Here is a 12,216-nt window from a genome sequence, read left to right on the forward strand (position 1 = left end):
CCGAGGTCTTGCTATGGAAGAAAAACTGGGACAGTCCACGGCTGTTCTGTTCAAATATGAAAAATTGATTTTGGCTGGAGAAGAAACCACATCCGCTGGTGGATGTGGAGTCTCCCTTGCGGCCTTTTCGCGCCCTGCGTCAGCCTGTCTTTATGACAGTGCGGCGTGGGGCTTTTTTGTTATCTGAATGTTTAAGGGAGGACACCATGAAAAAAAGAAAAGTAAAGGACTTTATTGCCCTGTACGCCCCAGAAGATGAGGAAAAGCTGGTACTGATTCAGGATGGTATCAGCGCGGACAAAACCTTTCTGGATACCTTTTGGGCGGCGCATACCCATGCCCTCGCCATGGCGGATGTCCAGACCGGAGAGGTGATCTCCGGCCGATGCTACCTGAGCTGGCCGCTGACGGACAAGGAGCGGGATGCCGGCGACTATTCCAAGCGGTTTGCCAAGGGCCAGATCTACCGGATCAAAGCCCGCTGCTGGAAAGGTGATGCCCTCTACGAACCTCAGTGGTATGTCACGGAGGTACTGGAGGAAGGCGTACCCTGTCCGTCACTGGAGGAGATTTGGGCGGAATACACAAAGCCCATTCTCATGGAGGACGAAGTGCTGGGAACCCTCACGCTGGATCGTGAGATGAGCATATTCGAGGGAACCTGTAAGTGGATGGGAAAAGAAGTCCGGATCTCGTTGGATGTGGAGATTGAAAAGAAAGCGTCATGGCCCCGTGTCACCAATGTGATGAAGAAACTGCTGGCAGATCAGGAAGTCTGGGACAAGTCCCTGCGAGCGATGGCTGCCCAGAAGCTCACTGCTCAGGCCAACGAATGGCTGGCGGACAATGACCAGACCAACCGTGACCCAGAGAAAGACCCCATCACCGAGGATGAGTTCGCCCGGCGCATCCTGCTCACTGAGTTTACAGTATCTCCCGGCGGCCGTTTTACCGCCTGGTATGAGGACGACGATATGTTCTGGGGCCATGTGATCACTGTGGATGGAACACTGAAAAAAGGCCCCGTTGACGCTGATATACAGGGATAAGCAGAGGAGGAAACCTAAATGAACAGCGAGCAGATCACAGCATTTTTGCAAGAGCATTGGTACATTGCCTCGGTGCTCATCGGGGCCGTGATTTTAATTGGAGCGATCCGCAACTGGAATTGGCTCTGCGACCCCACCGGTACGCGGGATGCCCACCGCCACAGCAGAGGATACCGACGGGTGGTTTTCTTCCTGCTTGGTGGCCTTCTGATCGTGGTGAGCATCTGGGGATTTGTGCTGAAATTGCAATAAAAGGAGCGATCCCATGACCCAAGAAGAACAGATCCGACTCTATCGGCTGATGGAAAAACTCAACTGGTTTTTCCACCAAGAGATGCACTACCTGAATAGAGATATTGCGGAAAAGACCGCACGGGAGTGTTACCCGGAGATTCGGGATTTTACATACGACATTTTATGGAACGACCTGCCCAAAGAGGTCCAGGAGCAGCTTATGGACGAGGAGGAATCCCTATGAGTACGCTGATTTGCTCTTTTGATGATCTGCACGACAACAGAGTCCTGCGCTACTGCGCTGACTTTGAAGCCAACACCCTGCACATGGATACCCAAACCGAGGCCGGAGAGAAAGTATCTGTTCGCTTTACCGGCCTGCTGGCCCACTGGTTTGAGGATGTGATCCAGGACAACATCCTTTTCGGTATGGACGAGATCACCGTGGACGGTTTTTTTGAACAGTACAAAGACCTGCTGGACGGTACCATCCCTTACGGATTTCCCGCCCGTTGCGGCATTGAGGAACTGCGGGAGCGCATGGATCGGGAGCATATCCGGGTATTTGTCATCGACGCTTCCCTTGGACTGTGCGGATTTGTCCTGGCTCAGGAGGTGGAAATAGCATGACGCGGCAGGAGCAGAAGGCAGTCAAGGAATTAAGCGAGATGATTTCCAAAAACCTAAAAGCAGTTGCCAGAGAGCATGGCTTCAAAGTGGTTTCAGACTACGCCTATAAGGTCCTGGGTGATTTCTTATATGAAGTGTTTCTATCTGCGCCCCCTATCCGGCATGGTACTGCCATAAGAGCAGTCGTTTCCACAAAGCCATGCGTCATTGACAATGTCTTTTGGGATGTATATGAAATGGGTGAGGTAGCCTGGAAGAAACCATTTAGTTTCCATATCACAGCGGCACATTCCCCTTCCGCTCATATCATCGAGGAAATGGAACTACCTGTCCCCACGGTGGACACAGCAACCTTGGTCATGAATGAGGCGTTTTGTCGGTTTAACAAGTCCATTCAAGACCATCATAGCCGCTGCAGCACAGTCTCCGACTTCAAAGCAGAGATTCTCCATGATACTGCGCCGGCCGCACGATTGAATGTCGTACTGTGTGAAATTGCAGAAGGGAATTCCCGCCAGGCAATGCTCCTTGCAGAAAAGGAGCTGGAAAACGAACCTTATGGCCTGTTTAATACAGTAACTGATGGCGGGATAAAGAGCATATACGATTATGTGAAAGAGTTTTGCCAGAAAAAGCAGTAAGTATATGCAGTCGCTCCTTCGGCCGAGCCGAAGACCGCCGCAAAGCTGATTGCCATGGATTACGACAATCTGGCCGTCAAGGAAACCACCATTGTGGGATAGGAGAAAACGAATGATGACTTTGGAACAACTGCCCCCCAAGGGCGTAAAGCGAGAACAGGCCATTTTGGAGCTGGGCAAGGATGAAGCAAACGGCGAACTGCTTCTCCAGCTTGTGAATACAGAAAAGGGCAAGTGCAAAACGGCTGCTCAGAAGGCTTTGGCGCAGCTGGAGTATGCCCCTGCTGCCCCACTGTGGGCCAAGCTGGTCAAGGGAAAATGGATGGGCAGCAATATCATGTCGGATACCTGTTCCGACTGTGTATCGGAGCAGATCGCCCCAGTTATTCTGAAGACTCTCTCCCAGCTGCTGGACGAGGGGGACACAAAGCCACTGGAAATCGAACAACTGAACTTCTGTTTCCATTTGATGTTGGGGAAAGCCTCGCCTAAAATGCTGGAGGTCTACCGCTTTCTGGCGGAAAACATCCAGCGGATCGCCCAGCTGAAACGCGCGCCTGCTTATTCTCGTGATGATTGTACCTCCTGGTGGATTACGGACGGGCTTCGCATTTGGGATGCCACACCCAAGGAAAAAGAGAAAATTCCCGCTGTGGTGCTGACCGCCTCCCTGATCCGCAACCCGGATGAGCGGCTGCAAGCATTGGCTGATGAGCTGAATGAACGCTACGGCGGCAGCTGGCTGATGCCGGTCTTTATGAAGGCGATCATCACCCAGCCCAAGGAGCAGGTGTACGAGACCTATTCGCCCCTTCTGGATACGCCGCAAAAAGGCTATTTGTTCCATGCGTTGGGAATGCTCCATTACCGCTGTTATCCGGAAGGCTGGACCTATGAACGCCTGGGCCCGGATGGAATGATCGCTCTGATTTTCTGGGGGGATTATAGCTATGGGACCTATGACACAAGGTTCATGTTTGAATGGTATGTGGAGCTGGATGAGCGGTGGCTCTTTGATCTGGCCAAGGACCCGGAGGGCCGCAAGCCTACGGTGACATGGCAGACCTACAACCGGGGCGGTGTGCTGTATGGAAGCTATGACGAAATGTTCATCAGTCTGCTGCCCCGCAAGGTGGAAAACCCGGAACTGAAGCGCATTCTGCGGGACTACTTCCGTATTCGCAGCGAAAAAGTGAAAGTGGAAGAAAGTATTACGGTTTACAAAGAGGCCGCTGAGCGGTTTGGGGATGAATGAGAACAAGTTGAGAAAGTAGGTGCCTTATGTACCAAATTGCATATCTTGGCCGCTGGGAGACCCTCCCGGAACCAGCTGCCGCCATCTGTGACCATGACACTCCCAAGCTGGAGGCGCTGCTCCAGGGTGGTCTGGATTTAGATGTTCCCATCCAGCTCAGCGAATACATCAAGCTGATGCCATTGGAGATTGCGGTTTTTCGGAATGATGTGCCCATGATCCACTTTCTGCTGGAGCATGGAGCTGACCCCGGTCTGGCAGAGGAACAGCCCCTGCTGCTCACCGCCGCCCGCTGTTGTGGGCCGGAGGTGGTGGCGCTCTTTGCTGGACAGGCCGCAAAACTCAGCTCGAAGCAGAAAGAGTGGGCCTTCCAGGAAGTACGCTGGGGTCAGCGCCCGGAGAATATCCCGGTGCTGGAGCAAGCCGGGATCACAGTGGACAAGTTTGGCGGCGAGGCATTCCGAGCCGCCGTGTCCGAGGGCAATACCAAACTTGCCCGGCTGCTTCTGGAAAAAGGGGCAGACATCAATTACCACAAGCCGGACATGGTGTTTCCGAACGCCCCCACCGCTGTTACCGAAGCCGTCCGACACAAAAATCTCCCCATGGTGCGCTGGCTCATTGAGCAAGGAGCCGACATCACCATTGCTGACAAATACGGCGACCGGCCTTACACCGTGGCGGTGCAGAACAAGAATCAGGAGCTGGCCGACTACCTGAAAGCCCTGGAACCGGAGGAATGGCACAACGAGCAGGAGAAGCTCCGGCAGCTTATGCCCTACAAGTTGCCTGCCAAGCTGGTGGAATACTTGAAGACCGGCCCCCTACGGCTGGAGTTCCTGGATCAGGAATGGGTGAAGTGGGCGGAGCTCTACTCCTTCATGGATGTGCAGGAGATGACCTGGAAACGGAAGAAGCTGCTCTCTCTGATGGTGCAGATGGACAACTACAGCGACTATCTGCTGCTGTGGAGCCCCAGGGACAAAAAGCTGTGGTATCTGGACATCGAGCATGAGGAATTCCACCCTCTGGCCAAATGGGATGACTTCATCGCAGATCCCGGTCGGTATCTGAACGGGATGATCGAGGGCGAGTTTGAGGAGTAAAGCCATGACATCAATAGACTTTCTGAACAAGGTACATAAAAGCCTGGACTCGCAGGAATATAGCCTTTCTTATTCTCCAGCCAAGTCCAAGAATTATATGTTGTACTGCAACGGCAACTTCATCGGTGGCCTGTTCGATGAGGAGTTGTGCTTCGTCTACGCCGACAGTGTGAGTGAACTCCTGGGGCAGCCGGAACCCGTCTACCATGGCTACTCCAGTACCGCCCAGCACAGGATGCTGGTGATCCCGGAGGAACACTGGGTAAAGGCACTAAAACTGCTCTATGCTGAAAAATTTGACTGGAGCCGTTTGGTGTACGACATCACATACACCAGCATTGGCGCGGCTGTGGTGGAGGACTTCTACGACGAGAATGTGGTCTTCCTGCGCTTCTGCTTTGAAAAGGAACTGCTGAAAAAGAATCCTCTGGACCGGCAGGGCCGTATCCTGCGGATGGTCTATCTCAATCAGGATCTGACAACAGCGGGCAAATATCTATTCCCCAGACTGATGCAAAAGTTCCTTGTTTTTACAGATCGAGGCGGGAAAAGCAGTCTGGAAACCATGCTGAAACGGTGGTACACTGCGCTGGAGAAGGGGTACCGCAGCCAAACAGCAGGATAAGGAGGCGGCAACATGACAGAAGAAAACAGAACCTACATTACCCATCTCAAGGTCACAGATGTCCCGTGGCACCGGCTCACCACCGCCTATGGCCGGGGGACGGAGTTTCCCGCTCACCTGGCTGTGCTGGAGCAGATGCGTGATTTGGCGTCTGTCAAAGAGTCCCTCTATGAGCTCACCACCAACATGGAGCACCAGAGTACTCTGTGGCACGCTACCCCCTTTGGCATGGTGTTCATGTGCCGGATTTTAGAGAAGGCCCTCGCAGAGAGCGGGCAGAACCCTGTGGCCCATTTCCTGGCCGGGGAACTGCTGGACTTCTTTGCCTGCATCCTCCAGTGCTTCCACGATGGGGATGAGATGGAACACGCCGAGGCGCTGCCGCTGTTCTCCGATCTGCTGAAGGAAGAATACCTGTGGTCGGAGGAATACGACGAGGAAGAAGATGAGATGCGCTACGAGGAGGACGAGGTCTTCCCCGCGGACGAATTTTACAGCTTCTATTACTACTCCTGGCAGGCGGTGAAAGCCTACCAGGATGTATTGGAGCAAGTCCCGGCGGAGTTTGCCGAGCCTGCCGCCGCAGTGCGGGAACTGCTGTAAAGGAGGTCACACCCATGTTTGAAGAATTCTATGAGATGTACGAGCCCGAGGAGCAGGAAGTGGTCGCTTTGATCCGCAACTGCATCGGGGGCAGCTATAACCACAGGGGCAACTTTTGGCAAATGACTGTTGTGACGCTGGGCATGGTGTTCTGTGACACCGGCAAAGTTACCACCAAAGAGGAGCGGCTGAAGTGGCCGGTCACCGATGAGGAACGCAATAGCGACAAGGGCTGGGGGCGCTTTGGCAAGGAGCAGATCTGCCGCCTGAAGATCCGCCGGATGAAAGAAGAACGGGCGAAAGATCTGGTGGTGCGGCCCTGGTGTATCTCCCAGGTGGTCAAGGCCCATGAGGACTGCCCGGAACTCCAGGCCGTTCTGGACGAGTACCACAAGCCGGTGGTGATCCAGGACCAGGTGCTGGGTGAGCTGAAGCTGGACAAGGACTATGATACCTTCGAAGGGGAGATCCAGTGGTGCGGAACGGATGTGAGCCTTTCTCTGGAGGTCAATGCCGAAAGCAAGCCCTCTTGGACCCGCGCCCGCAGTGCCGCCAAGAAACTGCTGGCCGACTGTGAAACCTGGGACAAAGCCATGCGGGAGCTTGCGGCAAAGAACCTGACCGAGCTGGCCAACGACTGGCTCTCTCAGGATGAGGAAAACCCCCGTGACCCGGGAACCGACCCCATCACAGAGGAAGAACTTGCCCGGCGGATCAGCATGACGAGCCTGTCCGTCACCTCCGGCGGCAGCTTCACCGCCTGGTTTGACTGCGACGAACTATTCACCGACCATGCGGTGACGGTCTACGGCTCCTTGAAAAAGGGTCTCAAAACTGCCAATATTGAGGGGTAAGGAGGATAACATTATGAAACTGAACTGTAAACGCATTGATTTTGAATACACGCCCGGAGAGGAGATCTTCGCCTTTCCCGAGGAATCGGGACTGCCCTTTCTCTTTGATGTAGAGGAAGAACTGACCGGCGATCCTGCCGCCATGGATGCGGTGGGAGAAATGTTGGATGAGGCGGAGAAATTGGCGGAGAAGGCCAAAGCCGCCATCAAAGCGGCACTGGCGGACGAGGACAGCCGCTACCATAGCGTTGTGACATTTTTCATGGAGTTCCACCGGGATGAGGTAGGCCCGGATATTGCGGCGGAACTTTTTCCGGGAACCGACCCATCCAAGCTGTCCTTTGCCGGGATGGTGGACTTTTTGAAGCTCAAGCGGTTCGGCAGTCTGGTGGATGGGGAGATGGATCAACAAGTTTTCATTCTGGATCTGTCCTTCAACCCGGAGATCACCGACGAGCTGATGGTGGTCTACTTTGACTTGACCAAGGAGATTTTTTGTATTACTCATGAGAGCTGAGGAACGAAAAAGAGAAAAATATCTGCCCACACTTCTGGTTCAGCAGATCCGCCTGCACTGGTACAAAGACTGCCGGGGCGGGAACGGCGCTGTGCGGCGGAACCAGTATCCCAGAGCCATGCGGCTGCCGAAAGATTTCTTCTCCTCCTATTATCCCCTTCGCCCGTCTGCACACTTTGTATTTATTTTGCAGGAACCTGACGGATTTCATATCAAAAAGGAATACCACAGGCTGATGCCATGGAAAGCAGACGGCACAATGCGGCTGCAACCTTTTGAACTGATTCAGCAGGAATCCGGAATCCAGGTGCGTTACCGCAATGATTGGCACATCGGCGCAATGTCGGAGCGATATACCTATGATAAGACCGGGCAAAAACAGCCCCTCAATGAGCTGGCACTGGATTTGATTCCTGGTGATTATGGTCGAGCTGTCTGCAATGGGCGGTTCCGGGACTGGGACACTGGGATCTGGTATTATGTGCTGGACATTTTGAATGTGATGCCGCTTGCAGAACCCACCGACGCATTAACCAGTTTTACGGACAGAGAACCGAATAAGATATATACCCAGATCGACCGGCTGTGGTGACGAAAGACGGGAGGATAACTACATGATTTCCACAAAAGATTTATCTGGCCTTCCCAATACGGAGCGCCTGAAAAAATTCTGTAAAGGGCTGGCTGCTCTGGACGTCATCATGGTGGAGGAGGAATGGAGTTTCATCCGCCACTATACCTACGACCCCGCATGGCGAAAAGGCAAGGAGGCGTTCTTTGCCACCGATGGCAGTGACCAGAGCATGATCGTGATCTTTGCGCCCGAGGGGTGCGTCATCAACGGCGTGGACTCCGAACGCTACGACTGGGAAGAAAAACTTCCCCGCATCGAAGATCTGACAGCGGGGATGCCGCCCGCTCTGCAAAAGCTCATGTCCAGCCGTGAGGTCAAAAAGATGAAAAGCACCTTCTGCGTCTGGACGGAGGACGGCACCGCCTGGCACTGCAATCCCATGGACGGTGAGGACGCCTCCAAAGACCTGCTTCCCCTGATCGACGGCGATCCCCAGACCTATGTGGAGTACGGGAAGTGGTTTTACCCAGCAGACCTGCCTTTGGAGGCTGTGCGCCAGCTTGCTGATGGGGTTCCGGTGACAAAAGAACTGGTCGCTGCGTTGGACCCGAAGCGCAATGCATGGGAAGAAATCAAGGCGGGCCTGGACAAGATCGGGTATCCAAATGAACTTTGATTGACATCCGACAGGAGGTAATTCAAATGATCAAAGAACGCATCCCCATTTCCGGCGATCTGGGCAGCAAGGTCAAGCAGCTGATGGAGTACGCCGGATGGTACGAAGGCCGCAGTGTGGACATCTCCATTGCGGAGCAGTATTACGCCGATCACGGCGTCCCGATGATGAAGACCACCCAGCGATTTTACCGTAAGTATTTCGGCCTGTGCTGTCAGTGGTACTTGGCGCAGAAAAAGCTGAAATGGGCGGCGGACTTTGAATTTGCGCTGTTTCCATATCTCATCAACGGGATCAAAAACCATTTGGAGGACGCCTATTTCCGGGATATGTCCGGCTGTGAGCTGGCGGAGATCGAACAGGCTGCCGGTCAGAAGTGCCAGCCCATCGGTCACATCGGCTATTACTACCCGGCAGAGGTCTGGATCTCGGAGTACGGGAAACTGTATGCGAAATATGAGTATCAGGACGAGATCGAGTGCTTTCCCGATGTGTTTGCCCTGATCGAACGGGAACTGCGGGCGTGTAAATTTGATTCCGCTGCCATGAAAACGGTGGAGGCGCTGGATGGAAAACGATGAAACATGACGTTACGATTTGGCGCAATCAAATATTGCAGAATCCGCGGGACATTTCACCGCTGAAATTCGGAATGTCGCAGGATGAGGCCATAGAAATCTTCGGGAATCCCGATGCCGTCTCCACCATGAGAAGCGACGGGAAACCTTTGATCCTCAAATATTGTGACATTGAACTGCATTTCGATAGAAAGGCCCCTCATGGGCTCTCCTTAATTTACAGCGACGATGAGATTGAGTTGAGCGTCACAGCCGAGCACGAAGAAACGCTGCAACCAATCACCAACACAGAGCCGGTGGACAACGAATTTTGCCTTCGGGATGGAGCCGTCTATTTCTCCGGCCTATATGAAAACGGCTTGTTGAAGGGTGTTTCGCCCAAAGACTTCTGTTGCTGGCATTACTGGGGTAAAACCTCTGCGGCCTGCTTCATGGGTGGCATCCGCCTGCGTGGAGCAGACCCGGTATCGTTTCGGGTGTTGAACTATGCCTACGCAATGGACAAAACAGCCGTCTACACCACCAGCGGGAGAATCCCAGATGCAGAGCTGGCAGCCTTCCAGGTGTTGGACAATGGCCAGAACGATTCGGGTGCGCCCCAGGGATATGCAAAGGACAGCCGGCAAGTCTACTTCCACAATGGGGACGGCAAGGTGAAGATCATCAAAGACGCGGAAGTTTCCTCTTTCCGCTCGTTGGGCGATACCTATTTTGCCAGGGATGAGAAACGGATCTATGCCTACGGGAAGCAGCTTCCCAAGGCGGATCTGCCCTCATGGGAATTGCTCAGTCACTGGTATTCCCGCGATGCCAGGCGGGTGTACTACCTCAACCGGGAGATTAAGGGGGCGGATTGGGACAGTTTTACGGTATGCACCCCGCTGGACGCACCTCCACTTGCCGATCATCTGGCCCGTGACAAGGAACATTTTTACCAAAACGATGAGATGATTGAAGAACCGCTGTGGCTGGAAAGGCTGCATGAGTTAAAACCAGAACAGTAGACGGAGGAAAACGGCTATGGATTATTTGAAGGCACTGCATGAAGATCCTGATTTGGCAGAGGAGTTTGATTCCCTTTTTGACTTCTTCCTGCTGGATGAGTTGTCCCCGAGGGATGAGGCGGATGGTCGAGCAACCTTCACACTGCCCGGTATGGCTTTTGCCAGAGATGGCTCCGGCGGAGAATACCACCTGTTGGAAGATGGCTCCATCGGTTATTACAGCAGCGAAGGTGAGGCAGGCCGTCTGGCTGAGAGCATGGATGACCTTTTTTCACTGATCGTGAGCTGCATCTGCTGGCACGACTGTTGTGACGCAAAGGAGTATGCGGACTCCAAAACACTGGAGGAATACGGACAGAGGCAGCGCAACATCAACTTGGAAGATATGGATATGGACAGTTGGCGGCGGATAGCTGATGCTCTCGGCATCCCTACCGATGAGCCGCTGGCTCCGGTTCTGGAGCGGTTCCGCAAAGCAACACAGCGCCAGCCTCTGTATCAGTGTATGTTCCATGAGGATGATGGCAGCCTGACCGAATCATACGGCCTGATGTTTGAATGAGAAAGGAGAAATCACGATGAAAACATTTGACCCCAATTACAAGTTGCTGGACGAGATGTATCAGGATAATTACTATCCTGCTTTTCTGGTGGACAAGGTAAAAGACGAGCTTCAGAAGGTCATCGACCTGCTGGAGAGCGACGAAACCGACACCGAAGTGGTGCAGGAAACGCTGGATAAGGCGGTCTGCGGCATCAATGATCTCCAGGAGGAGTTTGACGAGAACGACGGTGAGATCGAAACGGTGGCGCGGGAATGTATCGCGGCAACCGTGGCCTACATTCTGGAGTGGTTTGGCATCCCCATTGACACCGAGGAGGCCATCCGGGAAAGGGACTGGTGATCCCTATGGCAGAAAAAGAACTGGCCGTTTGTGATGAGTGCGGCAGCCTGTTTTTCAAAGGCTCCTCACAGATGATGGGGCTGTGTCCGGAATGTGCTCATGTTCTCTATGGCTACCCGAATTGTGACCATCATTTTCAGGATGGCCGGTGTGTCCCCTGCTACTGGGATGGCTCAAAGAGCGTGTACATCAAGAAACAGAATTAACAGGAGGAAACTGATATGCCTACAACTGAATGGCTGAACAAATATGAATCCGTTAAGGAAAAACTGACCTGTAAAGATGACTTGGAGGCCCATTTTACGGAGAAAGTGATTAGGAACATGGCGGTGGATGTACTGGACATCGGAGCCGTCCATTTTCCCTCCGGGCAGATCTTCGCCTGTGATCCGCTGGTGGAGCTGGAGGACACACCGCCCTTTATACAGACAATCCCCGCTGGAACTTATCCCGTAAAAATCTGCGTGGTGCCCAGTGAGAAATATGGTGACCGCTATGCCTGTGTCAAGGTGGAGGTCAGTCGGGAGAAGCCTGTCCGCTATGAACTGGGCATGACCGGCAAAGAGGATCTGGACGAGGAGCTGGGTGAGGACGAGTATTTTGGCTTTGGCGTAGACGCCGGGATGGGCTGCGTTGCGGACATCCAGACCCAGGCGGCCTTCAAGACCTACTGGGCCAAGCGTTTGGAAGAAGACCCGGACATCGACCCCTACAACGACCTGTTCTGCGATCTTCTGGAGGAAAACGCCAAAGCCCACCCCAAATATCAGGGAGACTGCGGCGACTGGCTCAACTGGACGGTGCCTGACACGGACTGCAATCTGCCCATCTTTGCCTCTGGCTGGGGGGACGGCTACTATCCGGTCTACTTTGGCCATGACGCAAAGGGCGCAGTCTGCGCCGTATATGTGCGGTTCATCGACATTGAAGCCAGTTATCAAGAGCAGGATTAAAAATGTGACAGA

19 protein-coding genes are annotated in these 12,216 nt (G+C 53.6%); all 19 read left to right on the plus strand.

All coding sequences use genetic code 11. From position 1 onward, the window contains the following. Window positions 1-187, plus strand: a 187-nt coding sequence (locus ACESY8_RS14095; protein WP_498794788.1) for a hypothetical protein, incomplete at its 5' end; no start/stop codon positions are given. Between the two features lie 19 nt (window positions 188-206). Beyond that, on the plus strand, window positions 207-1,049 hold the full coding sequence (locus ACESY8_RS14100; RefSeq protein WP_498794789.1) for a DUF2262 domain-containing protein: 843 nt from the start codon (window positions 207-209) through the stop codon (window positions 1,047-1,049). 18 nt (window positions 1,050-1,067) lie between these two features. Beyond that, window positions 1,068-1,301, plus strand: coding sequence for a cytochrome D ubiquinol oxidase subunit II (locus ACESY8_RS14105; RefSeq protein WP_498794790.1), 234 nt, complete (start codon window positions 1,068-1,070; stop codon window positions 1,299-1,301). A gap of 13 nt (window positions 1,302-1,314) precedes the next feature. Then, window positions 1,315-1,527, plus strand: a complete 213-nt coding sequence (locus ACESY8_RS14110) for a hypothetical protein (protein WP_069432244.1) — start codon at window positions 1,315-1,317, stop codon at window positions 1,525-1,527. Next, complete coding sequence (locus ACESY8_RS14115) at window positions 1,524-1,913, plus strand: hypothetical protein (RefSeq protein ID WP_498794791.1); 390 nt, start codon at window positions 1,524-1,526, stop codon at window positions 1,911-1,913. The genes ACESY8_RS14110 and ACESY8_RS14115 overlap by 4 nt, the downstream gene beginning before the upstream one ends. Next, window positions 1,910-2,554, plus strand: coding sequence for a hypothetical protein (locus ACESY8_RS14120; RefSeq protein WP_195556501.1), 645 nt, complete (start codon window positions 1,910-1,912; stop codon window positions 2,552-2,554). The genes ACESY8_RS14115 and ACESY8_RS14120 overlap by 4 nt, the downstream gene beginning before the upstream one ends. Before the next feature lie 112 nt (window positions 2,555-2,666). Next, window positions 2,667-3,809 carry a hypothetical protein gene (locus tag ACESY8_RS14125; protein WP_498794792.1) on the plus strand — a complete coding sequence of 381 codons (1,143 nt, stop codon included), beginning with the start codon at window positions 2,667-2,669 and terminating at the stop codon, window positions 3,807-3,809. A 26-nt stretch (window positions 3,810-3,835) separates the two neighbouring features. After that, entirely contained in the window at window positions 3,836-4,915 is a 1,080-nt protein-coding gene (locus tag ACESY8_RS14130; protein ID WP_498794793.1) for an ankyrin repeat domain-containing protein, read from the plus strand. Window positions 4,916-4,919: 4 nt separating this feature from the next. Next, window positions 4,920-5,540 carry a hypothetical protein gene (locus ACESY8_RS14135; RefSeq protein ID WP_498794794.1) on the plus strand — a complete coding sequence of 207 codons (621 nt, stop codon included), beginning with the start codon at window positions 4,920-4,922 and terminating at the stop codon, window positions 5,538-5,540. Window positions 5,541-5,552: 12 nt separating this feature from the next. Further along, window positions 5,553-6,143, plus strand: a complete 591-nt coding sequence (locus ACESY8_RS14140) for a hypothetical protein (RefSeq protein ID WP_498794795.1) — start codon at window positions 5,553-5,555, stop codon at window positions 6,141-6,143. A 14-nt stretch (window positions 6,144-6,157) separates the two neighbouring features. After that, window positions 6,158-6,997, plus strand: coding sequence for a DUF2262 domain-containing protein (locus ACESY8_RS14145; RefSeq protein ID WP_498794796.1), 840 nt, complete (start codon window positions 6,158-6,160; stop codon window positions 6,995-6,997). 13 nt (window positions 6,998-7,010) lie between these two features. Continuing rightward, window positions 7,011-7,514 (plus strand): DUF2004 domain-containing protein, encoded by a 504-nt coding sequence (locus ACESY8_RS14150; RefSeq protein WP_498794797.1) that lies wholly within the window; start codon window positions 7,011-7,013, stop codon window positions 7,512-7,514. Then, window positions 7,504-8,106, plus strand: coding sequence for a hypothetical protein (locus ACESY8_RS14155; protein ID WP_498794798.1), 603 nt, complete (start codon window positions 7,504-7,506; stop codon window positions 8,104-8,106). Before ACESY8_RS14150 ends, ACESY8_RS14155 begins: the two co-directional genes overlap by 11 nt. A 22-nt stretch (window positions 8,107-8,128) precedes the next feature. Then, a complete protein-coding gene (locus ACESY8_RS14160; protein ID WP_498794799.1) occupies window positions 8,129-8,764 on the plus strand; it encodes a hypothetical protein in 636 nt (211 codons plus the stop codon). 26 nt (window positions 8,765-8,790) lie between these two features. Further along, on the plus strand, window positions 8,791-9,345 hold the full coding sequence (locus ACESY8_RS14165; RefSeq protein ID WP_498794800.1) for an SUKH-3 domain-containing protein: 555 nt from the start codon (window positions 8,791-8,793) through the stop codon (window positions 9,343-9,345). Beyond that, window positions 9,342-10,346 carry a DKNYY domain-containing protein gene (locus ACESY8_RS14170; protein ID WP_498794801.1) on the plus strand — a complete coding sequence of 335 codons (1,005 nt, stop codon included), beginning with the start codon at window positions 9,342-9,344 and terminating at the stop codon, window positions 10,344-10,346. The genes ACESY8_RS14165 and ACESY8_RS14170 overlap by 4 nt, the downstream gene beginning before the upstream one ends. Before the next feature lie 16 nt (window positions 10,347-10,362). Continuing rightward, the gene (locus ACESY8_RS14175) at window positions 10,363-10,908 is read left to right on the plus strand and encodes a hypothetical protein (RefSeq protein WP_195259904.1); all 546 of its coding nucleotides are present in this window, start codon (window positions 10,363-10,365) and stop codon (window positions 10,906-10,908) included. A 16-nt stretch (window positions 10,909-10,924) separates the two neighbouring features. Further along, the gene (locus ACESY8_RS14180; RefSeq protein ID WP_156621911.1) at window positions 10,925-11,251 is read left to right on the plus strand and encodes a DUF5713 family protein; all 327 of its coding nucleotides are present in this window, start codon (window positions 10,925-10,927) and stop codon (window positions 11,249-11,251) included. Window positions 11,252-11,472: 221 nt separating this feature from the next. Further along, window positions 11,473-12,204, plus strand: a complete 732-nt coding sequence (locus ACESY8_RS14185; protein WP_156621910.1) for a DUF4241 domain-containing protein — start codon at window positions 11,473-11,475, stop codon at window positions 12,202-12,204. Window positions 12,205-12,216 lie beyond the last annotated feature (12 nt).

The sequence above is a fragment of the Clostridium sp. ATCC BAA-442 genome (genome assembly GCF_964239415.1).
Taxonomy (GTDB): domain Bacteria; phylum Bacillota; class Clostridia; order Oscillospirales; family Oscillospiraceae; genus Flavonifractor; species Flavonifractor plautii.